General features: G+C 37.1%; 22 protein-coding genes. 10 read left to right on the top strand and 12 right to left on the bottom strand.

Annotated features, from left to right (window positions below):
* Positions 1–47 precede the first annotated feature (47 nt).
* Genes I215_RS05540 through I215_RS05525 form a run of 4 tightly spaced genes read left to right on the top strand, consistent with a single transcriptional unit; the run spans position 48 to position 3,362 of the window.
* Complete coding sequence (locus I215_RS05540) at positions 48–986, top strand: M28 family metallopeptidase (protein WP_008990983.1); 939 nt, start codon at positions 48–50, stop codon at positions 984–986.
* Positions 987–1,003: 17 nt separating this feature from the next.
* A complete protein-coding gene (locus tag I215_RS05535) occupies positions 1,004–1,687 on the top strand; it encodes an SDR family NAD(P)-dependent oxidoreductase (protein WP_008990982.1) in 684 nt (227 codons plus the stop codon).
* 10 nt (positions 1,688–1,697) lie between these two features.
* Positions 1,698–2,297 carry a SprT-like domain-containing protein gene (locus I215_RS05530; RefSeq protein WP_008990981.1) on the top strand — a complete coding sequence of 200 codons (600 nt, stop codon included), beginning with the start codon at positions 1,698–1,700 and terminating at the stop codon, positions 2,295–2,297.
* Positions 2,298–2,300: 3 nt separating this feature from the next.
* Entirely contained in the window at positions 2,301–3,362 is a 1,062-nt protein-coding gene (locus I215_RS05525) for a mannose-1-phosphate guanylyltransferase (protein ID WP_008990980.1), read from the top strand.
* 185 nt (positions 3,363–3,547) lie between these two features.
* On the opposite strand, the gene I215_RS05520 is transcribed toward I215_RS05525, so the two are convergent.
* Both I215_RS05520 and pyrE read right to left on the bottom strand, forming a co-directional pair.
* Positions 3,548–3,943: a hypothetical protein gene (locus tag I215_RS05520; protein WP_008990979.1), complete on the bottom strand. Its 396-nt coding sequence runs from the start codon at positions 3,941–3,943 to the stop codon at positions 3,548–3,550.
* Positions 3,944–3,955: 12 nt separating this feature from the next.
* Positions 3,956–4,594: an orotate phosphoribosyltransferase gene (gene pyrE, locus I215_RS05515; protein ID WP_008990978.1), complete on the bottom strand. Its 639-nt coding sequence runs from the start codon at positions 4,592–4,594 to the stop codon at positions 3,956–3,958.
* A gap of 7 nt (positions 4,595–4,601) precedes the next feature.
* Between pyrE and I215_RS05510 the strand changes: the two genes are divergently transcribed.
* A complete protein-coding gene (locus I215_RS05510) occupies positions 4,602–5,183 on the top strand; it encodes an NUDIX hydrolase (RefSeq protein WP_040459913.1) in 582 nt (193 codons plus the stop codon).
* A gap of 8 nt (positions 5,184–5,191) precedes the next feature.
* Here the strand turns inward: I215_RS05510 and I215_RS05505 are convergent, their stop codons facing one another.
* From I215_RS05505 to I215_RS05485, 5 genes are all read right to left on the bottom strand, one after another.
* Positions 5,192–6,925 carry a M14 family metallopeptidase gene (locus I215_RS05505; protein ID WP_008990976.1) on the bottom strand — a complete coding sequence of 578 codons (1,734 nt, stop codon included), beginning with the start codon at positions 6,923–6,925 and terminating at the stop codon, positions 5,192–5,194.
* A gap of 158 nt (positions 6,926–7,083) precedes the next feature.
* Positions 7,084–7,491 (bottom strand): response regulator, encoded by a 408-nt coding sequence (locus I215_RS05500; RefSeq protein WP_008990975.1) that lies wholly within the window; start codon positions 7,489–7,491, stop codon positions 7,084–7,086.
* Positions 7,478–9,700: a PAS domain-containing sensor histidine kinase gene (locus tag I215_RS05495; protein WP_008990974.1), complete on the bottom strand. Its 2,223-nt coding sequence runs from the start codon at positions 9,698–9,700 to the stop codon at positions 7,478–7,480. Before I215_RS05495 ends, I215_RS05500 begins: the two co-directional genes overlap by 14 nt.
* A 24-nt stretch (positions 9,701–9,724) precedes the next feature.
* Complete coding sequence (gene coaD / locus I215_RS05490; protein ID WP_008990973.1) at positions 9,725–10,189, bottom strand: pantetheine-phosphate adenylyltransferase; 465 nt, start codon at positions 10,187–10,189, stop codon at positions 9,725–9,727.
* A gap of 40 nt (positions 10,190–10,229) precedes the next feature.
* Entirely contained in the window at positions 10,230–11,216 is a 987-nt protein-coding gene (locus I215_RS05485) for a D-alanine--D-alanine ligase (protein ID WP_008990972.1), read from the bottom strand.
* A 506-nt stretch (positions 11,217–11,722) separates the two neighbouring features.
* Between I215_RS05485 and I215_RS05480 the strand changes: the two genes are divergently transcribed.
* The 3 genes from I215_RS05480 (at position 11,723) to yaaA (ending at position 14,202) form a co-directional block, all read left to right on the top strand.
* On the top strand, positions 11,723–12,292 hold the full coding sequence (locus I215_RS05480; protein WP_008990971.1) for a PASTA domain-containing protein: 570 nt from the start codon (positions 11,723–11,725) through the stop codon (positions 12,290–12,292).
* Between the two features lie 15 nt (positions 12,293–12,307).
* Positions 12,308–13,339 carry an RluA family pseudouridine synthase gene (locus I215_RS05475; protein ID WP_008990970.1) on the top strand — a complete coding sequence of 344 codons (1,032 nt, stop codon included), beginning with the start codon at positions 12,308–12,310 and terminating at the stop codon, positions 13,337–13,339.
* 101 nt (positions 13,340–13,440) lie between these two features.
* Positions 13,441–14,202, top strand: a complete 762-nt coding sequence (yaaA, locus tag I215_RS05470; protein ID WP_008990969.1) for a peroxide stress protein YaaA — start codon at positions 13,441–13,443, stop codon at positions 14,200–14,202.
* Positions 14,203–14,289: 87 nt separating this feature from the next.
* Here yaaA and I215_RS15850 read toward each other — a convergent pair whose 3' ends face one another.
* Positions 14,290–14,418: a 30S ribosomal protein THX gene (locus tag I215_RS15850; RefSeq protein WP_008990968.1), complete on the bottom strand. Its 129-nt coding sequence runs from the start codon at positions 14,416–14,418 to the stop codon at positions 14,290–14,292.
* Positions 14,419–14,891: 473 nt separating this feature from the next.
* Here I215_RS15850 and acs point away from each other — a divergent pair, with 473 nt between their 5' ends.
* Complete coding sequence (acs, locus tag I215_RS05465) at positions 14,892–16,802, top strand: acetate--CoA ligase (RefSeq protein ID WP_008990967.1); 1,911 nt, start codon at positions 14,892–14,894, stop codon at positions 16,800–16,802.
* Between the two features lie 85 nt (positions 16,803–16,887).
* Here acs and I215_RS05460 read toward each other — a convergent pair whose 3' ends face one another.
* The 4 genes from I215_RS05460 to I215_RS05445 all read right to left on the bottom strand — a co-directional run bounded on the left by I215_RS05460 (position 16,888) and on the right by I215_RS05445 (position 21,589).
* A complete protein-coding gene (locus I215_RS05460; RefSeq protein WP_040459912.1) occupies positions 16,888–17,553 on the bottom strand; it encodes a 3'-5' exonuclease in 666 nt (221 codons plus the stop codon).
* A gap of 5 nt (positions 17,554–17,558) precedes the next feature.
* The gene (locus I215_RS05455) at positions 17,559–19,478 is read right to left on the bottom strand and encodes a DUF294 nucleotidyltransferase-like domain-containing protein (protein WP_008990965.1); all 1,920 of its coding nucleotides are present in this window, start codon (positions 19,476–19,478) and stop codon (positions 17,559–17,561) included.
* A gap of 464 nt (positions 19,479–19,942) precedes the next feature.
* Positions 19,943–20,494 (bottom strand): NUDIX hydrolase, encoded by a 552-nt coding sequence (locus I215_RS05450; RefSeq protein ID WP_008990964.1) that lies wholly within the window; start codon positions 20,492–20,494, stop codon positions 19,943–19,945.
* 6 nt (positions 20,495–20,500) lie between these two features.
* Positions 20,501–21,589, bottom strand: coding sequence for a M42 family metallopeptidase (locus I215_RS05445; RefSeq protein ID WP_008990963.1), 1,089 nt, complete (start codon positions 21,587–21,589; stop codon positions 20,501–20,503).
* A 271-nt stretch (positions 21,590–21,860) separates the two neighbouring features.
* Between I215_RS05445 and I215_RS05440 the strand changes: the two genes are divergently transcribed.
* The gene (locus tag I215_RS05440; protein WP_008990962.1) at positions 21,861–22,574 is read left to right on the top strand and encodes a DUF4294 domain-containing protein; all 714 of its coding nucleotides are present in this window, start codon (positions 21,861–21,863) and stop codon (positions 22,572–22,574) included.
* Positions 22,575–22,724 lie beyond the last annotated feature (150 nt).

Raw genomic sequence — 22,724 nt, 5'->3', positions numbered from 1 at the left:
GCTTAATGCGGGATTTTTGGTATATTTAAATCATAAGACAACTACTGATGAACAAAATAATAATTGTACTTGCTCTGCTAGTTATAGGATGTAAGAGCACCACAAGTGTAGCGGAGAAAAACTATCAAGTAACCCCAGATCAGGTTGCTAAACATATGAATTTCTTAGCCTCCGACCAGAGGGAAGGTAGAGATACCGGTGGGGAAGGAATAGCAGAGTCTGCAGCCTATATTGAAAATATTTTTAGTCAAAACGGGGTTAAACCGTATTTTGAAACTTATGGGGATACCCTTACCAATTATGAGCAGCCCGCATATAATGTTGTAGGTTGGGTAGAGGGTAATGATCCGCAATTCAAAGAAGAATTTGTTATTGTTGGAGCGCACTACGATCATATTGGGCAGGGTAAACCAGTTGGTGGAGATTCACTTGCCAATGGGGCTAATGATAATGCCTCGGGTACAAGTGCTGTTATTGAATTAGCAAAGTATTTTGGAAACAACAATACCAATAAACGAAGTATGTTATTTGTACTGTTTTCAGCCGAGGAAAAAGGGCTTTTAGGATCAAAGCATTTGGCTAAAAAGTTAAAAGATCAAAACATGCCACTTTATTTTATGCTGAATTTTGAAATGATTGGAGTTCCGATGCAACGAGAAGAACTCACCTATATTACAGGGTATAATGAGTCTACTATGGCTTCTGTAATGAACACATATGCTGGGGCGGAAGCTTTTGGGTTTTTGCCTAAAGCAGCCGAGTACAACCTTTTTAAGCGTTCCGATAACTATCCTTTTTATCAAGAGTTTAAGGTGCCAGCGCAAACGGTATGTACTTTTGATTTTGAAAATTACCCTTACTATCATCATGTCGATGATGAGATTAGCGAAATGGATTTCAATCACATGGCTAAAGTAATTAACACCAGCCTGCCAGTTCTTGAGAAAATGACCAACGCTAAAGAGCATGAGATAAAATTTAATTAGAAAAAGTAGTTTGATATATGGCTAAACATATTATTGTTACGGGGAGTAGCCGTGGCATAGGATTAGAATTGGTTAAAATCTTAACCGAAAAAGGGCATAAGGTGTTAGCGCTTTCACGGAATTCAAAACCTGTGAAAGAATTAGCCCTTGATGGCGTTGATGCAATTGATTTTGATCTTCGTAAAGAGGAGGATTTAACCATATTGGATGGCTTTATTAAAAATCATTGGGGGAGTGTTGATGTACTAATTAATAATGCAGGTGCATTAATCAATAAGCCATTTTCAGAGCTGAGCAGGGAAGATTTTAAAAAAGTTTATGATGTTAATATCATTGGACTTGCTAGTATTACTCAGCTTATAATCCCCTATATGCCTAAAGATGGTCATGTGTTGAGTATCAGTAGTATGGGTGGGGTTCAAGGCAGTGTAAAGTTCCCCGGTCTTGCAGCTTATAGTTCATCAAAAGGTGCTGTGATTACCCTAACAGAACTTTTAGCTGAAGAATATAAGGAATCTGGGCCTTGTTTTAATGTATTGGCCTTAGGGGCAGTGCAAACAGAAATGTTAGAGGAAGCTTTTCCAGGTTTTCAGGTAAATACTTCAGCATGGGATATGGCAAAGTATATTGCTGATTTTTCACTCTCAGGGCATCAGTTTTACAATGGTAAAATGCTCCAGGTAAGTAATAGTACCCCGTAATTGTTTTTCTATGAGGGATGTTTTACTGAAATATCTTCCTGAGAGAGCAGTTGATCCCTGTATTGACTTAATTAAGACAAATCATGTCCATCTTAAAATTGTCAATCAGCGGGTGACTCGTCATGGTGATTATAGGAGGTACCCTGATGGTAGTCATCAGATCACGGTTAACTCGAACTTAAACAAGTACCGTTTTCTAATGACACTTATTCATGAAATTGCCCATTTAGCAGCCTTCGAAAACCATGGGAGGAGAATTAAACCACATGGGATAGAATGGAAGAGAACCTTTCAAAAACTCATGCTTCCTTTTATAAATCCAAGCGTGTTCCCGCCCACATTGCTGCCTCTTCTCGCTAGGCATTTTAGGAACCCTACCGCTAGTAGTGATACCGATGCTCATTTGTCTATTGCACTGAAAGAATATGACCCGAGTACTGATAAAAATTATATATTTGAACTCCCTACTGGCAGCGTTTTTAGATTGCATAATGGAAAGATTTATAAGAAGGGAAATAAACTTACTAAGCGTTATGAATGCGTTGAAATGGCCACTGGAAAAGTGTATTTGTTTCAACCCAATGCTGAAGTTGAATTAATTAGTAATTGATTGATGAATAGTAACTACTACGCAATATTAATGGCAGGAGGTATTGGATCGAGATTTTGGCCCTTAAGTACCTCAGAATTACCTAAACAATTTCACGATATTTTAGGTACAGGGGAGACCCTTATTCAAACGACTTACCGGCGGTTGAAAAGGATGATCCCAAGTAAAAATATTTTGATACTTACAAATGCACAGTACGGAGAACTTGTGAAAGAGCAACTCGAAGGTGTGAAGGATCATCAACTTCTATTAGAACCTGCGATGCGTAATACTGCACCTTGTATTTTATATGCTTCCATGAAGATTAAAAAGATGGATCCGAATGCTGTTTTAGTAGTGGCTCCAAGTGATCATTGGATCGAAAATGAAACGAAGTTCTTAGATGATCTTCAATTGTGTTTTGACCATTGTCAAAAAAACGATGTATTGATGACCCTAGGGATTAAGCCTACCTTCCCAAATACAGGCTTTGGATATATACAATATGAAAAGTCAGATCAGCCAATAAAGAAGGTAGAACAGTTTAGAGAAAAACCAGATTATCAGACAGCGAAATCCTTTTTAGCCCAAGGTAATTTTTTATGGAATGCAGGGATATTTATTTGGAATGTGGAAAGTGTATTGGGTGCATTTAAGAAATTTCAACCTAAGATGTATCAGCAGTTGGAACAAGGATATCAAGTGCTTAACACTGATAAGGAGGATGAATTCATTGAGCGCGCTTACCCTGAACTTGAAAAGATCTCTATTGATTATGCGATAATGGAGCGCTCAGAGAATATCTATGTGCTACCAGCAAATTTTGATTGGAATGATCTAGGTACGTGGGGATCTCTTTATCAAGAACTAGAAAAAGATCAACAGCAAAATGTCATTATTGGCGCCCAAGCTAAATTAGAGAATAGCCACGGTAATATGGTTCATGCTTCAGAAGAAAAGATCGTAGTGATCCGTGATTTAGACGATTATATTGTAATTGATCGCGATGATAAACTTTTGATTTATCCTAAATCAAAAGAACAAGAGGTTAAAAATGTGATTGACCAACTAGGTAATTCAAAATAGAATTCGGCGGATTTTTACTCATAAGGATAGATCAACATATCGCTGTGCTATGTTTAACAATGGAAAGTAAAAAAGTAGAGGTGCGTAAAATTCGATTAGCCTTAATATTTTCACGATGCCTGAGCAAGTAGCAAGTCCTTAGATCAGGGAATTTAAACGCACCACATCAAATAATGATGATAGTATTAAACCGTTTTTGTCATATTATCGGAAAGAGTATTGATGAAGTTTGTAATAGGGCCTTTAATCATCATCCCCATCATTGCGTTGAATTCTCCTTCGAACACCAAATTCACCTCAGAGGTGCTTTCTGACACTTCATTGATGTTTGCCGTTAGTGTAAAAGGAACTTTGTCGCTAGCTGAACCTAAAACGAGCTTGCTATAAGGAGTCTTCTCCTTCATTTTTAGCACGATTTCAGGCATTCCTTTAAGTGCAAATAGGAATTTATCTTCACCAAGAATTTCGAATTTACTGATGTTCTCAGGCATCAGCTTTTCAAAGTTTTTAACATCTTCTAGAAATTCATACAATTCTTTGGAAGACTTATTTATGCTTTTGTTTGGAGTTTCTAATTTCATGATAACTTATGTTTATTTCCAAGTTTGCGGATTGGATCTCCACTGTTGTAGGGTCATTAAATCCGAGTCGCTAATGTATTTGGTCTCTAAGGCTTGTTGCAATAGATGATCATAATTACTCAAAGTGATTAAATTAGTGTTTTGAGTTTTAAAATTTTCAGAGGCAACATCAAATCCATAGGAGAAAATCCCAATCATTCCCTTGACAGCGGCTCCGTGTTCCTTTAAAGCCTTTACGGCGTTTAAGCTGCTCATACCAGTACTGATAAGATCTTCTACAACCACTACATTTTGCCCTCGATCTAGGAAACCTTCAATTTGATTGCCGCGCCCGTGTTTTTTTGGCTCAGGTCGAACATATACAAATGGAAGGCTCATGTACTCTGCAACAAGCATACCTATACCGATAGCTCCGGTTGCTACTCCTGCAATAACATCAGGCTTTCCGTAATGTTCCTCCAACTGGTGTGCCATTTGTTCTCTAATGTAATTTCGAATCGGTGGAAACGAAAGAACAATACGATTATCACAATAAATAGGAGATTTCCATCCAGAGGCCCATGTAAATGGATTTTTTGGATTCAACTTTATTGCATTAATTTGCAATAGAAGTTCTGCTGTTTTCTTGGCGGTATCTTTGTCTAAAACCATGATGCAAATGTATGAAGTTTTTGTTAATGAACATCGGATTATTTTAACCAACAAAATCTCCAAAGAAGAGGGTTTTAAACTCTTCCTACTTGAAACGGTTGATATTGACGATGTTATTACACAGCTCAATAAGGGTAAAATAAAATGCGCTCATATTTATTATAAGGATAAATCCACCCTGTTTAAAAAATTCTGTAAAAAGGTTCCCTTAGTAGTTGCTGCCGGGGGAATGGTTGTAAATAAGAATCAAGATACACTTTTTATTTACAGAAATGATAAGTGGGATTTGCCAAAAGGTAAGGTTGATAAAGGAGAAGCAATTGAGGATGCTGCCATTAGAGAAGTGGAAGAAGAAACGGGTGTAAAAGACCTTGAAATAGATGCGCTTTTAAAAAAGACCTATCATATTTTTAAACGAAATGGCACCTATAAATTAAAAGAAACCTATTGGTATTCGATGCATACTGCTTACCAAGGAAAATTGGTTCCTCAAGTGGATGAGAATATCGTCCTCGCAGAATGGCGTCCGAAACACCAAATTCCAGAGCTGTTAAATAATTCTTACGAAAATATTAAAGCATTGTTTTAAAAGCTGTTCTACGGTATTCTGTAGATAGGATATCGCAAATGCGCTTTTTCATGGTAGGGTGACTTTTTGTGAATCCAATCTAATTGAAGATACCAGTTATTTGCAAAGGTAGTATCGGTTTGTCTTTTAGCCTCAAAGGCTTTATTAATTGATGGGTTTTCCTTTAGAAACTCTAATGCCAAATCTTCCCATACATAAGGAGAGAACCCTTCTTTTTGCTGTAAGATGGTATCGAAGAAATTCCAATTAAAAAATGAATCTACAGCCTCAGGCTCTAAGGTTTCTAGTATATAGCGAATTCCGGCTTGCTGTGTTGGAACCCTATAATAGGAACCAGGAATTATTGTGATTTGCTCAATGGTGGTACTTAACTGAGTATTTTTATGTAAATAATGACCTTCATAGGGAGATTTTACCGTTTCATAGTCTTTTATGTTATAGACCTCAACTGTTAGTTCTTCAGTGTTGTTTATGAGCTGCATTTCGATCTGATTTACTTTTAATCGCTCGATTACCTGATTCCATGCCGTTGGAATCAAATATGCCTTAGGTATATCCACTGTCTTAACTGCTCTGTAGGTGTCGTAGTGTTTAACTGGCTTAGTGAAGGGTTTGCTTCGATCATATTTAAGGCGCGTTAGACCTGTTACCTCACTTGGGATGTATTGACCTTGAAAACCTTTAAAGTCCAGTATAGTGGCCGTATCTTTTACTAGCTCCCAGGCTACAGGGTAAGTTTTTCTGTTTTTAAAATCTTCTTGACTTTTGCTTCTTACTTGTTTTATTTTTAAATGATCCTTTTCTATAATATCAATCATACTACTGATTAGTTCATAAGTCCCATAAACCCGTTTGTCATAAGATTTCAACATATGCGTCTCTACCATCATCCCAAGAGTATTCCAAAGAGTGGTGTATCCAGTGGAATATCTTGGAGAGTCAAAAAATTGTGCAAAGCCCTTTTCTGGAACTTGATTAAACACATTGACATAGGGGGTCATGTGGTAGTCTTTTTTCTTTAAAGATGCTATAAGAGCTGGTTTTAATTCTTGGTTAAGGTATCTTCCACTATAGGAGCCCAATTTGTTGTGTTGAGTAAAGAGATGGGTTAATATATATTGATAATCGGCACCGTTACTCACATGATCGTCAATAAACACATCAGGTTTTAATTCGTGATAAATCTCTGCAAAGGCAAATGCATTTTTAGAGTCGCTCTTGACAAAGTCGCGATTCAGATCATAATTTTTAGCGTTTCCTCGGAATCCGTATTCCATAGGACCATTTTGATTGGTTCTACTATGGCTGTTTCGATTCAGGGCACCTCCGATATTATAAATTGGTATGGTGGCTAAAAGGGTGTGTTTTGGAGATTTAATTTTACCCTGAGCGATATCCCTGTAAAGCATCATTGTAGCATCAATTCCATCGGGTTCTCCTGGATGGATGCCATTGTTTATCAGAAGAACTCTTTTATGTTTCCTGACCTGGTCGATATTAAAGTTTTGATCGGGGTTTAATAGAATTAAATGCAAGGGGAGCCCAGCGTCAGTATCTCCTTTTTCGATTACTTTAATCATGGGGTAAGCCTCTGAGAGCCGAGTGTAAAAATCGATTACCTGATTATAGGTTGCAGTTTGTTTGGCATTAGACTGCTCAAATACGGTTGTGAATTCATTGTTTTGAGCAAAAACATTCCCGAAGCAGACTAGGCTAAAGGATATTAAGATATATCTTTTCATGTGGTTTTTGTGGCGTTTTGTTTAACCTGAGGTTTCGCCTTTATTAAATTGAGCTCACTAAAACTACTTTTTAAAAAATGGGCAAAACAAGCGCTCAAACTTAGTGAAAAACCTAGAAAGTATTGACTGTAAATTATGTGAAATTAAAACCGCTAATTCTAGGTAGTGGTGGATTCTTTGGCCAAGGCTAGTAATTTATCCTTATTAATGGGCTTAATGAGATGTTTTACCTGAAAGGGAAATTTTTGGTTGTATTGCTCAACCTTTCTAGCATCAGAAGGATTAATGGAAGAGGTCATCACGTAGATAACAATGTTGGTGTTTAAGTTTAACTTGCTGTATGCATCCATAAATTCCCAGCCATCTACAATAGGCATGTTTAAATCCAATAAAATCAACTCTGGCTCACTTTCATTCTCAAGGCTTTTGAAGAATTCCAGAGCTTCATGCCCATTGTGAAAACAATGTACAGTCTCTGAGATCTGGGTGATTTCTATGAGTTTCTTAACACTAAAGATAGTGATAGGGTCATCGTCGATTAGACATATAGCATTAATAGTTCTCATAAAAATAGATTTTAAATTTAGTGCCCTGATCTACCGTGCTTTCCACTTCGATTTTTCCTTTCATGGCCTCAATCTGGTTTTTGGTTATAAAAAGACCGATCCCTCTTGCATCTCTGTTTCCATGGAAGGTCTTGTACATCCCAAATAATTTGTGCCCGTGTTTTTCTAAATCAATTCCTATGCCATTGTCTGCTATGGTGATAATGGAATATCCCTTAGTAGCTTGATAATCAATCGTTATTTTAGGATAGCGCATTGGTGATTTATATTTAATGGCGTTGGTAAATATATTTAATAATATACTTTCTAGATAGGCTTTAACTACATTAATTTGAACATCATCAGGTACATTGATCTCGATTTCGGCAAAAGCACTTTTGGTGAGCTCACTAATATTGGTGAAGGCTTCATCAATCTGGTGACGAAGATTAACCACCTCAGTTTTTATGTTTAAATTGGTGTTTATAGCGATAATTTCGTTGAGGTTTGCAATAGTCTCCAACATATTCTTTGAGGCTGTATTGAGCATCTCCATAATTTCAACTTTTTTAAAGATGTCCTCCTCGATACCTAGGAGTTCAATAAGCATGGAGAAATTGGAAGCATGGGAGCGCAGATTGTGAGAAACGATATGCGCAAAATTAAGAAGACGGTTGTTTTGCTCACTCGCTACATTAATTAGTTCTAAAAGTTCTGCCTCCTTCTCTTGTAGCTGAGTGATGTCTTGTACTACGGACCAGATGAGTTTTTTTCCATCGTGATTGGTAATGAGCACTCGGGTGATTAATGAAGCAACAGGTGTGCCGCTCTTGTGAAGGTATTCTCCTTGATAAGGCCCGTAAATTCCATCTTCCAGTACCGCCTTTAAAACCCGCAATTCTTTTGTCTTATCCGCCTTAGGAATCACATCGGGGTGTGTAAGATCATGGAGTTCTTTTTCAATATAACCTATGCTTTTTTTAAAGGAACCATTCATTTCAATAAATTCTCCTGACATGGCGTCGTTTAACACCAGTCCAGTAGGGGAGTGCTCTAAAAGCATACGGTGTAACTTTTCGCTCTCACTTAGTTTTTTTCTTGCCTCTACCATTTCTTGAATTAGACGACCTTCAGAAATCAAAAAGACAACGCGTTTATTTTCATCTAATACTGGTTTTAACGAAAAATCAATATAGGTAGGGACTTGATCCTTGTCTAGGATCTTCGCTTCATAGCGCACGAATTTTCCTTTGGCAGCCTTGGCTATACTTTTGCGAAGTTTGCGCCGCTCCTTCTTCGAACTTTGCCACCAATAGGTGTCCCAAAAATATTTGTTTAGAACGTCCTCTATTTCTACACCAGCGAATTTTAAAGCGGGTTTGTTCACATCGATAAGTCTCCCCTTAAGGTTTAAAAACCCAGTAAATTGAAACGTCGAATTAAAGATGCTGGTAAATAAGCGTTTATTTTCAAGCATTGACCGCTTGGTGCTTTTTAATTGTTTTTCTTGAAGAGCGATCTTAAGGGCAGTATTCTTTTGCTTGTTTATATCTTGTACTGTGCCATAAATGGTATTAGAACTTGGACAATTTGATGCTTTTTCTCCAACAAAGTGGATCCATTTTTCTTTCCCATTATTGGTGGTTATCTGTAACTCTAAGTCAAACCGATCACCCGTTGTGAGAACCTGGTTGATGGCATTAAGAGCTTGATCGAGATGTTGCCCTGGTTTGAAAAATAAAAAGCTATCCTGCAAGCTAGGCGTATAATCTATGTCAACTTCATAAATGGACCTAGTGATAGAGGACCAATGAAGTAGGTCATTTTCAATGTCATAGTGCCAGGATCCAATTTGTGCATTTTTTTCTAGAAGATTTCTAAAGTAGTGATTGTTGTGATTCTCCTTATGGAGTGTAATGTCTTGTATGTTAACTACGATTTGCTCAGGGGTGTCATAAATTTGATATGAGATCCATTTAAGGCATCCTTGGTTATCGAGGTAGGAGTCTTCCCCGTTTAACACTTGGCCAGGTATGTAGTCTAACAGTGCCTTACGAGTTTGTTCTAATGAAGGAGGTAGGGTTTCACTAAAGTGTAATTCGTTATATGGTACCATTATGGGATGTTTAAATAAAACATTCCAACCTCTTGAGGTTTTCAGAAGCTCTTTATTTTTGTTGAGCACAGCCATTGGGGTTGGGCAGTGTTCAACCAAAGGTAGGTTAATCATATAGTAGGTAGGTTTATCTCTTATTTAGGGTTTGTTTTTAAAATTCACTGTATCTGGGACAAGGCCTGTATAATCACCATTGTTTCGAATTACATCACGAACAATGGATGATGAAATATAACTTTTTCCTGATGAGGTAAGCAAGAAAACAGTTTCTATTTCAGATAGTTTTCTATTGGTGTGAGCAATGGCTTTTTCAAATTCAAAATCTCCTGGGTTGCGCAGTCCTCTAAGGATAAATTGGGCATCTATTTTTTTACAAAAATCGACCGTTAAGCCCTCATAAGTCATTACCTTTATTTTAGGTTCATTTTTAAAAGCATTTTCAATGAATTCTTTGCGCTGCTCTAAGGAGAACATATATTTTTTTTCTGCATTGATGCCAATGGCAATCACCACTTCATCAAAAAGCGTAATACCACGGGATATAATATCGTAGTGTCCTAAGGTAATAGGATCAAAAGATCCTGGAAAAATGGCCTTACGCATCTTGGGTTAAATTTATAAGTTAAAGTGTAAATATAGCAAATTAGAACTTTCTACCTATTTTTAATGCTTCTTCTACAGCATTGCCAAATAGATCTTCTAGGGAAATACCAGCTTTTGCGGCTTGTTGTGGTAAAATACTTTCGGCGGTAAGCCCCGGAATGGTATTCATTTCTAAAAGGTAAGGATATCCATCTACAAAGATAAATTCACTTCGACTAAAGCCTTGCATATTAAGAACCTCATAGATGTTTTTTGCAATCTGTGAAACGGTCTCGGCCATTTGCTCACTGATTCTTGCTGGGGTGATTTCTTGAGATTTTCCTTCGTATTTCGCCTGGTAGTCGAAGAAATCATTTTCGGATACTATTTCTGTAATAGGTAAAACTTTCAACTGGCCTTTGTAACGGATCACTCCAACAGAAACTTCGGTTCCGTCCAAAAAAGATTCGATGATAATTTCATCATCTTCTTTAAGTGAGACCTCAATGGCTTGTGTTAGTTCTTCTTCTTTATAGACTTTGGTGACGCCAAAGCTAGAACCCGCCTTGTTTGCCTTTACAAAACAAGGAAGACCTACCTTCTCACAGATAAGTTTGGTGTCAATATTTTGACCTTTATTTAGGTAATATGAAGCTGCTGATTTAATCCCAAATGGTTTCAGGGTTGCTAGTAAATCTCTTTTGTTAAAAGTGAGCGCTGCCTGGTACATTGCACAGGAGGTATGAGGGATGTTTAACATAGCTAAATAACCTTGAAGGTGACCGTCCTCTCCTGGGGTACCGTGTATGGCATTAAAGATACAATCAAAGGAGATGGTTTGATCGTTAATGGTAACTGTAAAGTCGCCTCTGTTTATTGGGTACTCTTTATTATCCACTACACAAACCCATTTATCCTTTAAAATATGCAACGGATAAATCTCATACAACTCATCACTGAGGTGATCACATACAACCTGTCCGCTTTTTAGCGAAATTTGATATTCAGAAGAATATCCTCCCATGGCAATACCTATATTTTTCTTCATTGGAATTTAGAGTTTATCAACGTGTAAAGTTATTTATTTAAAGTTTTATATTTATATTTCCTATAAAAAATAACTTCATAAATGTATTATATTCAAAACCTTCTAAATTGCAATCTGATAGCTTAATTGACTGCTAGGCTTTTTAAACTAATTTGTAGATTACGGTTAGAATAGCACTATTGGTTTCAATTCTAGGGGTATAACTTTGTAATCTAATCTTTTGTGATTCAATGTGATTTAAAATTCCAACTCCATTGAATTTAAACAAAAATGTTTAATATTTGCTTGGGTTGTAAATACTATTCGAACTAGAAATTAGTTGTATATTTGTCACCGTTATTAAGATAAAAAGCCCAATGACTAGTTGAATTATAAGGATTTTAAGTTCTTTATAATACATTGGCTTTGAAGGGAGTTACAACCATGTTGGTGATACTGTTTTTAATAATTTCACAATCGAGATATAACCGTCATTAACAGGTTGTGTTTCCAAAAAAAAATACTAGATGAGCCTAATAAGATTTTTGACCAGCAAAACCTTCTTAAAGCAGATTATATTAGCCGTTGTGGCTTTAATAGTTTTGGTGCTACTGGCATTACAAGTTTTAAAAATGATGACCAATCACGGTGAATTCGTGATAGTGCCTGATTTATCTAAAAAATCCCTGCGTGAGGTAGAGGAGACTTTGGATAAGGTGAATCTTAAGTACAGTGTATTAGATTCTACAAACTTCAACCCTGATTATCCTAGGTATTCGGTCATTGAGCAAAACCCTAAAGCTGATAAGGAGGTAAAAGAAGGTAGAAAAATATATTTGACCATCAATCCTTCTGGATACAGAAAGGTTAGTGTTCCTAATGTTATTCAAGTTACGCGAAGAAATGCTGAATCCATGCTTAAGGCCGTGGGTCTTAATGTTGGTAAAGTTACTTATATCAATGAAATCGGTAAGGACATGGTGTATTATGTTCGATATGAAAATGAAAATATACTTCCAGGTTTTCAATTGCCAAAAACCACAGAAGTTGAATTGGTCTGCGGAAATGGTAACAAGGCTGGAGTTGTAGTAGAATAACCAAATGGGGAATGCATGTTAGAGAATCAGCAAGAGGATTTCAATCAACAAGACGAACTTTTTGAACACTATAGTTTTACCGCGGGAAAGGGACAAGAACCTTTAAGAGTAGACAAGTTCTTGATGAATTTTATTGAGAACGCTACCAGAAATAAAATCCAACAAGCCGCAAAAGGAGGTAATATTTATGTAAATGGACATGCTGTAAAATCCAATCATAAAGTCAAGGCAAATGATCAGGTTAAAGTGCTCTTTGAGCATCCACCTCATGAGTATTTGTTAACCCCAGAGGATATCCCCCTGGATATTGTGTATGAGGATGATGAGCTTTTAGTGGTGAATAAACCTGCAGGGATGGTAGTGCACCCTGGGCATGGAAATTATTCAGGAACGCTTATTAATGCGCTTATTTTTCATTTTGATAACCTGCCGTTAAACAGTAATGAGCGACCTGGATTGGTTCATCGTATAGATAAAGATACTAGCGGGTTGTTAGTGGTGGCTAAGACCGAAAATGCGTTAAGTCATCTCTCCAAACAATTTTTCCATAAAACAAGCGAGCGCGAATATATGGCGTTGGTTTGGGGAGATCTTAAAGAGGATCAAGGTGTTGTAGAAGGGCATATTGGAAGACATCCAAAAAACAGACTTCAAATGGCAGTTTTTCCAGATGGCGATCAAGGAAAAGAAGCTGTAACTCATTATAAGGTTTTGGAACGATTTGGATATGTGACACTGGTTTCTTGCAGACTGGAAACAGGTAGGACACATCAGATTCGGGCCCATATGAAATTTGTAGGTCATACTCTTTTTAATGACGAGCGTTACGGAGGTGACAAAATTTTAAAAGGCACCACCTTTACCAAGTACAAACAATTTGTTGAAAATTGCTTTTCTATATTGCCTAGGCAGGCATTACACGCTAAAACTTTAGGGTTTGAGCATCCAGTGAGTGGAAAGTTTCTTAGGTTTGAAACCCCACTTCCAGAAGATATGGAGAAGTGCTTGGAGAAATGGCGGCAATATTCCAAGCATCAAGATCTTTGACTCAATAGATAAAAGTTATCAAGCTATCAAAAACAGTGGTCGTTTTTAATGGTTAATTTATGTTGAAGGTTGTATGTTTGTTAGTGTAAAATCACAGTACCATGAAAATCGTAATATCACCAGCAAAATCACTTGATTTTGAAAGTCCACTTCCTGTAAAAGATTACACGCAACCTGAGTTTTTAGAACAGTCACAGAAGTTAAATGAGGTTCTTCAAAAGAAGACGCCAAAGAAACTCTCAGACCTGATGGGTATTTCTGCAAATCTAGCGGAGTTAAATTGGAAAAGAAATCAAGATTTTGAAATTCCTTTTACTTCACAGAATGCGCGCCCAGCGGTATTTGCTTTTAATGGAGATGTATACACTGGTCTGGACGCCTATAGCTTGGACAAGGACAAATTTGCTATCCTACAACAACAACTACGAATACTAAGTGGATTGTATGGGGTGCTGAAACCTCTTGATTTAATACAACCTTATCGATTGGAGATGGGTACCAAACTTCATGTAGGATCACACAAGGATCTCTATGGATTTTGGAAGAAAAAAATAACGGCAAAACTCAATGATGAATTAGAGGCCGATGAGTTGTTTATCAACTTGGCAAGTAACGAGTATTTTGGAGCTATCGATGAGAAAAGTTTAAAGGTGCCTGTGATCACTCCTATTTTTAAGGATTGGAAAAATGACAAGCTTAAGATAATTAGTTTCTTTGCTAAAAAGGCTAGAGGAGCTATGGTTCGATATATTGTAGATACCAATGCCCAGACTTTGGAAGATATTAAAGGGTTTAATACTGATGGGTACCAATACAGTGAACAGTATACCCAAAGGGAAGATCAGCCTGTTTTTGTAAGGTAATCATGGAGTTATGGTACATAATTGCTTTAGCCTGGGGCGGTGATATAAATCCCCCAAGCTAAAGCAAACTTTTTATATTTTTTTAGATTACTTTTTGGTATCGACACTTACCTTTTCTTCAACTGGCGGTCTTTTTTTAATTTTTTTACGCCTGCGCACGCCATAGCTACCACGGCTAATTTTACCTCTTCTTGTTTTTACATCTCCTTTTCCCATATGTGAATTTATATTTACAATTGCCTCAAGTTAAGTAATTTATAGGTGATATTCAAGTAATACCAAATGTTTGAGTTTAGGAATTGCCTTCTTAATATGGGATGGCTCATTGCTGTTAGTACAAAAGGCATTTAGAAACCATTAAATCAACCCCTCTATTGGCCTTTTATTACTAATTTACTACCATCTTGAAAAGATTTTTATAGTTTTTTGTTGAGAATTATAAAACTTTAAGAATATCTCTCAAATATTCTCTAAACAGCAATAGGCGTGCTACCAACGGTCCATGAATATGTACAAACGACAAAAGGCACCTTAAAACCTGCTTGAGATGCCCTAAATGCTGCGGGAGTTATTTCTGATTGACTCTCAATGAATTAGTTTAGTTTTATTAAAAAAACGCTTGCAGAAAGTTATAGAGCCCTAGTTCTTTGCATTAGGTAATTTGTTTCAAAATAAGTACTTTAGTGAGCATGAGTAATTACCACATAAAACATTTAGAAGAGTATTTTCAAGTTTATAGAAAATCAGTACGCGACCCTGAGAGTTTTTGGGGAGAAGTCGCAGAGGAACATTTTGTCTGGAGAAAGAAATGGGATAATGTCCTAAATTGGGATTTTAACAAACCAGAGATCAAATGGTTTGAGGGCGGAAAGCTCAATATAACCGAAAACTGCATTGATCGTCATCTTAGAACCCGTGGAGACAAGCCAGCTATTATATGGGAACCTAATGATCCAAGTCAACCAGCGGTGCATATCACCTATAAGAATTTGCATGAACGTGTTTGTAAATTTGCAAATGTCCTAAAATCTAAGGGCGTTGGAAAAGGAGATCGGGTTTGTATATACTTACCGATGATTCCAGAATTGACAATTTCGATTTTGGCCTGTGCTAGAATTGGTGCCATACATTCGGTAGTGTTTGCAGGATTTTCCTCCACGGCACTTTCTACGAGAATTAATGATTCTGATTGTAAGTTGTTAATAACAGCCGATGGTTCCTATAGAGGTAAGAAATCTATTGACCTTAAAGGAATCGTTGATGAAGCCTTAGTAAACTGTGATTCTATTGAAGCTGTTTTGGTGGCAAAAAGAACCAATGAGAATATTCACATGGAACAGGGGCGGGATGAATGGTTGCAACCGCTACTTGACAATGCGTCTATGGATTGTGAGCCTGAGATTATGGATGCTGAGGATCCTTTATTCATTTTGTATACCTCAGGATCTACAGGAAAACCTAAGGGGATGGTCCATACCATCGGAGGGTATATGGTCTTTACGGCCTTTACTTTTAAAAATATATTTCAATATCGTGAAAATGATGTCTTTTGGTGTACAGCCGATATAGGTTGGGTAACTGGACATAGTTATATTATATACGGACCATTAGCCAATGGTGCAACTTCGATTATGTTCGAGGGAGTACCATCGTATCCTGACTTTGGGAGATTCTGGGAGGTAATTGAAAAGCATAGAGTAAACCAGTTTTATACAGCGCCAACAGCTATTAGAGCATTGGCAAAAAGAAGCACTGAATTTGTTACCAAGTATGACTTGAGCTCACTTAAGGTTTTAGGTTCTGTAGGAGAACCGATCAATGAAGAGGCATGGCATTGGTATAATGATATTATTGGAAAAGGAAAATGTCCTATTGTTGACACCTGGTGGCAAACAGAGACTGGTGGAATTATGCTCTCACCAATACCTTATGTCACTCCTACGATCCCGACCTATGCCACTTTACCACTTCCAGGAGTTCAACCTGCATTATTGGATGATGATGGAGTAGAAATTAAAGGAAATCTAGTCAGTGGAAGATTGTGTATGAAATTCCCTTGGCCTGGTATGGCTAGAACTATTTGGAATGATCATAAACGTTACAAAGAAACCTATTTCTCAGCCTATGAGAATATGTATTTTAGTGGAGACGGTGCCTTTAGAGATGCAGTAGGCTATTACCGTATTACGGGAAGGGTAGATGATGTGGTTATTGTTTCTGGTCATAATCTAGGGACTGCACCAATAGAAGATGCAATTAATCAACACCCCGCGGTTGCGGAATCAGCTATTGTAGGCTTTCCACACGATATTAAAGGGAATGCCTTATACGGTTTTGTAATTCTAAAAGAAGTTGGAGAAACAAGAGATCGGGAAAACGTTCGAAATGAAATTAATCAACAAATAGTCGACCATATTGGTCCTATTGCAAAATTGGAGAAGATTCAATTTGTTAGCGGTCTTCCAAAAACCAGAAGTGGTAAGATTATGCGAAGAATATTGCGTAAGATTGCCTCTAATGAGCTTAGCAATTTAGGTGATACAAGTACATTGTTGAATCCAGAGATTGTTGATCATGTAATTGAAAACAGAATCGATTAGATTCTTAAATCGAAGTAATATTAAAAAAAATATCAGAACAAGACTTTGCTTTGTTCTGATATTTTTTTGATCTGTACATTTTGGGCTATCTGTTTAGCCGGATTAAATCTTTTAATCGTCCATTTTTTTGATTGCTTACCCTTGAGACGATTTTTAAAAATGCGATGGCCGTAATATAGGCATCTCCAGCAGCAGTATGTCTGTCTTTTAACGATATATTCAAGTTTTCAGCTAACTCATCCAACGAATAATTACGTTCCTTATCAATGAGATTGGAGTTAATTCTGCTTGCTCTATAAAGCAACATGGTATCCAAAGTTTTATTCTTTAGCCTAGGAAGTCCCATTCGGTGTAATACCTTGTTAATCATTCCAACATCAAAGGCAATGTGATGGGCGACAAGGACTGAGTTTCCAATATACTCTAGGAATTCAATAATTGCATCCTCTTCGGTGGTATTTGGATTTAGATCGTTTTTAATAATACCGTGAATAGCTACAGTCTCAGGATTAAAGGTACTTTGGTTGATATACCTCTCAAATATATTGGCCACTTCGATAGTTTTACCTTGAACTTTCAATGCTCCAATACTTAGTATTCGGTCCTTTTTAAGATCTAGGCCAGTTGTCTCTGTATCAAAGACTACGAATGAGTTTTCTTCAATGGTCTCTGGAGGGTTGGTTTTGAATTTGTTTTGATAGTCGGTCCAGAATTTTGGATACTCTTTCTTTTTTTTGAATAATGAGAACATAGCCATTAGATGAAACTTGAAACTTTAAAACGTAATTTAATTAATTCTTGAACCTCACTGATGGTTTTAAAACAGCGTTTGAGTTTTATTCGCTCTTCTTTTGAAAGCGCGTCTAGTGCAATGAACCGACCGGTGTCCTTATGCATTAGACCTTGTTTGGTTCTAAACTTTAATAAGGCCTTCGCGGTATAGGAACACGAGAGATAGAGTTCACTGTTTTGTGGCTCTAAAGAGGCAAGTTTTTCAAATCTCTCAGCGGTGTTGTTGATATTTTTGATCTTGTGATGTAGGATTAATACGCGACCTGCATCGGTAATGGGCATTAATGCTCTTTTTTTAAGATCAAAGAAATCTTTATGTTCTCCGTTACTTTCAATTAGAAATTGACGGAAGAATCCTAATGGAGAAGGACTTCTAAGAGAAACAGATGCCATGGCAGCGAGGAATATTTGATTATTTTCACTCAATTGGAAAATGTGATCTGCTAGTTGGTTTGTCAAATGAACGTCTCCATAGGAGATGTCGTAGTCAAAAAATATAGAACATAACAAAATATCTTCATTCTCAGGGTTTACCATCCAGTCCTCAAACTGATCTTTCCATTGACTCAAAGGAAGGCACCAACTTGGATTTCTAGCCATCATATCTGCAGGACAGTAGTCAAACCCAATGGTGTACAGGCTTTTGTTTGCAATTTTTGCTAGTTTGATGAAATAGGCTTTGGTAGCTTCGAGTTCACTTTCTGGAACGTCCTGAAAGATAATAGCGTTGTCTTGATCTGTATGGAGCAATTGTTCTTTACGGCCCTGACTTCCCAGAGACATCCAAGCAAATTTAACAGGAGGATGCTCGTTCATTTTTTCCAAACTTCGCTCGATAACCCTTTTAATGGTGGCATCATTGAGTTCGAAGATTATTTTAGAGACATGAGTCATCGGGATGTTTTGTCGTATATATCCACTGAGTAAATGCATAACCCTTTCTCGAATCGCTCTAAGAGACTTGCTTTTATTTGCTCGTTTGATTGCCTTAATAAGTGCTGCAGGGTTGTTTCCTTGACTCACGATTATGTCGTGCTCTGATACTATTCCAATAGCCTTGGTATTTGGGGTGCCATCTTTAGTAATGCACAAGTGACTAATTTTGTGTTTTATCATGGCAACCTGCGCCTGAGCTATAGTAAGTCCCTTCTGATAACAAATCACTGGGGAAGTCATTATTTTTTCAACAGCTACATCAATAGGATATTTACCAACGGCAATAGTGTTTCTAATATCTTTATCCGTAACAATTCCAACTGGTATTTGATTCTCAAGAACCAGTATGGATCCAACCTTTCTTTTAGACATCATTTTAGCAACCTCGGATACGGGATCTCCTTTGTTGCAACTTATGAGGTTTTTAACGAATTTAACGGGTTGAAGTTCAAAAAGTTCTGGGGTGATTTCTTCTTGGTCCTCCTCTTCGGTATAGAGTTTTCCTCTGTGCTCTCTAGAATATGGGTTTCTAGTGTTGGAAGCAAAGCTTTCAATTAAAAACTGCCCGACTCGGTAATTTCTTTTAATTAATGGTTTGAATGTTTCAATTGGAATGGCGTATAAAACAGATTCCTCTTCTACTATTGCACTGATTTTATAATGTTCATTTGCAAAGAGTGGACGCAATCCAAAGGCATCACCTTCGTCACATTTGTCCAATGTCCTAACTTGATCGTTTTCTGTTTTTTCAATAGCTACAGCGCCCTTATGAACCACGTAAAATAATTCGTGACCTTGGGTTCCTTGCTGAAATACATATTCACCCTTTTGTTTGTATATTACCTTTACCTGCTGAGCTATTTCCAATAATTGGTGAGGTTTTAACAGGTCAAAAGGAGGAAAGCGTTTTAAAAAGTCCGCAATTCGTTCGGCTATGGTGTTTTTCATAACAATTTAATTGTTTTACTAAGATACAGAAAAGCCTTCGAATTTTAGAAACCATTATATGTATGTGTGCATGAGCGACAACTATTGGGGCCAGGTGTCAAGGAAGTCCTAGTAGTTCAAAGCTTTAGATTATGGCAGAGCAGTTCATAGGAAACTGCAGAAGCATAAAACTACTGCAGAGTTTAGATAAGTGGCATCAAGAACTAGGCTTATTGGTAGTATAAAAACATGGGTTAGATCCAAGATGAAGAATCTAATAAGACTTGTAGTTAAAAAATTCAGGGCATGGAGATGGGACACAGCTACTATTAATATTCTTAGTAAAACAATGAAGCGCAATACTTAATTCAGTTAGGCAATATTGAAAAACTAGCCTCAATCTTACTGAAACACCACTGAGGACAAAGCTATGTAGGATTGTGTGAGAGAGAAGATAGGGAGTAGATCCCTATCTTTCATCTTATCTACAATGTTTGTCTTCTAATAGCAGAAATAACCAGGTCTACATAATCTGGTGGATGAGGTACATAGGATTTTAAAAGTGAAAAATCTTTTAATGATTCTCTATAGATATTGATGTCAATGAATTTTATCGCTGCAACTTCTGTAGTTTGAATCCTTAGTTCGCCTATTGGTACCTTTAACTCTGTCAAATAAATATGGTTGAACTCACAATCTATCAAATCCTTGTTGTGGATGACTGTTGATCGATACTGGCCAATTTTATAAAGATCGGACTTTTGTAGTCTTAGACCAATTTCCTCACTTGTTTCTCTAATAGCAGTAGTGACAGGATCTTCGCCTGCACAAATATGTCCTGCTACGGAAACGTCCCACTTGTTTGGATAAGTCTCTTTATTACCTGATCTTTTTTGAATGAGAATTTCTCCGTTTCGATTATAGATCCACACATGAGCTGTTGCGTGGAATAGCCCCTTTTTGTGGGCTTCCGATTTCAGCAAGCTTGTTCCAGTGGATTTGCCTTGCTTGTCAAGTATGTCTACTAGTTCATCCAAAAATTATTATTTAAAATAACTGAAGTTTTCATTGTTTTTGATTTTTAATAAAGATTCGTAAATAAGTCGAATAACGTTTTCTACATCATCCTTATGAACCATCTCTACGGTGGTATGCATATAGCGTAGTGGCAGGGAAATTAAGGCTGAAGCTACCCCGCCATTACTGTATGCAAAGGCATCAGTGTCGGTTCCTGTATATCGAGAGGCTGCCATACGTTGAAATGGAATTTTGTTTTCCTCGGCCGTATCGATAATTAATTCTCTTAGCTTATTCTGCACCGCTGGAGCGTATGAAATCACAGGTCCTTTTCCGATTTCAGTATGACCTTGTTTTTTCTTATCAATCATAGGTGTTGTGGTGTCATGACAAACATCAGTAACGATAGCCACATTAGGCTTGATGGTTTGGGTGATCATTTCAGCGCCTCTAAGACCGATTTCTTCTTGAACTGAATTGGTGATGTATAGACCAAAAGGAAGTTTCACTTTGTTCTGGTGAAGTAACCTGGCCACTTCTGCGATCATAAATCCACCAGCACGGTTATCAATAGCTCGGCAGACAAACTTATCTTTATTCATTACAAAGAATTCATCAGGGTAGGTTATAACGCACCCAACATGTACTCCCAATTTTTCAACTTCTTCTTTATCTTTAGCACCTATATCTACGAAAATGTTTTCCAGTTTAGGACTTTCTTCTTTTTCATTTGATCGGGTGTGGATAGCTGGCCATCCAAAAACACCTTTTACAACCCCTTTTTTAGTATGAATGTGTACCACTTTGGAAGGAGCGATTTGATGATCACTTCCGCCATTGCGGATCACATAGATAAGACCGTTGTCTGTGATGTAGTTCACATACCATGATATTTCATCAGAATGTCCTTCTATAACAACTTTGTATTCGGCTTTTGGGTTGATTACGCCAACAGCGGTTCCATAAGTATCTGTGATAAATTCGTCTACATAGGGTTTTAAGTATTCCATCCAGATCTTTTGGCCTTCCCATTCATAACCTGTAGGCGAAGCATTGTTTAAATAGTTCTCTAAAAAAGCTAGAGATTTGTTATTCATTATTTTTTTATTTGCCATGGACTTAATTTTTAAGTGTACGAAAATACTAATATTCGCACTGATAATTATAAAATCTCTTGTAAAATCCTCGGATTACTGTATGTGTTGAAGGTCATTTTTAATAAAGTGCATTTCGATAATTTGATCATTTAGCTTGTAAGATTCATAAATAACGCGTTAAATTTGATCGTGAGTAACGATGTGAACTAATTTGTTATTACATTTCGGTTGTGATACGTATTATATATGTGTAAAGGAGTCGAATTAAAAAAGGAAGTGAATAAAGGTTGTGAATAGAGGTATATTAACAGCGATTTTGGTGGTAAGTAGCCATATGCTTTGGGCGCAAACTAAGCAAAAGGATACTGTTGAGGTGGCAACTGACACTGTTTTGGATAGCTCAGATATGTATTACTATTTCTTTGATGGAGACTCCATTCCTAAAAAGACTATTGAGCTGGCGCCTGTAGTGTTATCTCAACCGCTGCGTTTTGCATCCTATAAGGATAGAGTTCTGTATTCGATATTAAGGAGAAAAACCAAAAAGGTATATCCTTATTCGAAGTTGGCATCTGAACGATTGACCGAACTCAATAAACGACTTGCTACTATAGAGAGAAAATCAGATAAACGTAGGTATACTAGAATTATTCAACGATATATAGAGGAGGAGTTTACTGCAGAACTTAAAAAGCTCACTAGAACTGAAGGGCAGATTTTGGTTAAGCTCATCCATCGCCAAACAGGAGTGACGACTTTTGATCTGGTTAAGGAGCTTAAAAGTGGGTGGAGAGCCTTTTGGTATAATACAACGGCTAGTATGTTTGATATTAGTTTAAAAGAGGAATACCACCCAGAAAGTGTATTGGAAGATTATCTAATTGAAGATATTTTACAACGTGGATTTGCCAATGGTTCTTTAGAAAGGCAGCCTTCTGCCTTGGATTTTGACTACGCTGCACTAACTAATAAGTGGGGGAGGATCTCATTCCCAGATAAATAAGTTGCACGAAACATTTTTTTTACTTACTTTAGTTGTCCTTTTCTGGTGAAGTTGTGGGGTTTGGAGTCTTTCATGAAGATGTTTCATCAATTGGATAAGGGGATTTTCGGAGTGTATTAAAGCATTTTAATCTTTTTTCAATTTATTTTC

Source organism: Galbibacter marinus (genome assembly GCF_000300875.1).
In the GTDB taxonomy this organism is placed as follows: Bacteria; Bacteroidota; Bacteroidia; order Flavobacteriales; family Flavobacteriaceae; genus Galbibacter; species Galbibacter marinus.
Note: the sequence above shows the minus strand (reverse complement) of the source record. Positions and strands in the feature narration are given on the sequence as shown.

Bases quoted from the DNA above. Each gene is read 5' to 3' on its own strand.
- I215_RS05540 (WP_008990983.1), top strand. From the start codon at position 48: ATGAACAAAATAATAATTGTACTTGCTCTGCTAGTTATAGGATGTAAG.
- I215_RS05535 (WP_008990982.1), top strand. From the start codon at position 1,004: ATGGCTAAACATATTATTGTTACGGGGAGTAGCCGTGGCATAGGATTA.
- I215_RS05530 (WP_008990981.1), top strand. From the start codon at position 1,698: ATGAGGGATGTTTTACTGAAATATCTTCCTGAGAGAGCAGTTGATCCC.
- I215_RS05525 (WP_008990980.1), top strand. From the start codon at position 2,301: ATGAATAGTAACTACTACGCAATATTAATGGCAGGAGGTATTGGATCG.
- I215_RS05520 (WP_008990979.1), bottom strand. From the start codon at position 3,943: ATGAAATTAGAAACTCCAAACAAAAGCATAAATAAGTCTTCCAAAGAA.
- pyrE (WP_008990978.1), bottom strand. From the start codon at position 4,594: ATGGTTTTAGACAAAGATACCGCCAAGAAAACAGCAGAACTTCTATTG.
- I215_RS05510 (WP_040459913.1), top strand. From the start codon at position 4,602: ATGTATGAAGTTTTTGTTAATGAACATCGGATTATTTTAACCAACAAA.
- I215_RS05505 (WP_008990976.1), bottom strand. From the start codon at position 6,925: ATGAAAAGATATATCTTAATATCCTTTAGCCTAGTCTGCTTCGGGAAT.
- I215_RS05500 (WP_008990975.1), bottom strand. From the start codon at position 7,491: ATGAGAACTATTAATGCTATATGTCTAATCGACGATGACCCTATCACT.
- I215_RS05495 (WP_008990974.1), bottom strand. From the start codon at position 9,700: ATGATTAACCTACCTTTGGTTGAACACTGCCCAACCCCAATGGCTGTG.
- coaD (WP_008990973.1), bottom strand. From the start codon at position 10,189: ATGCGTAAGGCCATTTTTCCAGGATCTTTTGATCCTATTACCTTAGGA.
- I215_RS05485 (WP_008990972.1), bottom strand. From the start codon at position 11,216: ATGAAGAAAAATATAGGTATTGCCATGGGAGGATATTCTTCTGAATAT.
- I215_RS05480 (WP_008990971.1), top strand. From the start codon at position 11,723: ATGAGCCTAATAAGATTTTTGACCAGCAAAACCTTCTTAAAGCAGATT.
- I215_RS05475 (WP_008990970.1), top strand. From the start codon at position 12,308: ATGTTAGAGAATCAGCAAGAGGATTTCAATCAACAAGACGAACTTTTT.
- yaaA (WP_008990969.1), top strand. From the start codon at position 13,441: ATGAAAATCGTAATATCACCAGCAAAATCACTTGATTTTGAAAGTCCA.
- I215_RS15850 (WP_008990968.1), bottom strand. From the start codon at position 14,418: ATGGGAAAAGGAGATGTAAAAACAAGAAGAGGTAAAATTAGCCGTGGT.
- acs (WP_008990967.1), top strand. From the start codon at position 14,892: ATGAGTAATTACCACATAAAACATTTAGAAGAGTATTTTCAAGTTTAT.
- I215_RS05460 (WP_040459912.1), bottom strand. From the start codon at position 17,553: ATGTTCTCATTATTCAAAAAAAAGAAAGAGTATCCAAAATTCTGGACC.
- I215_RS05455 (WP_008990965.1), bottom strand. From the start codon at position 19,478: ATGAAAAACACCATAGCCGAACGAATTGCGGACTTTTTAAAACGCTTT.
- I215_RS05445 (WP_008990963.1), bottom strand. From the start codon at position 21,589: ATGGCAAATAAAAAAATAATGAATAACAAATCTCTAGCTTTTTTAGAG.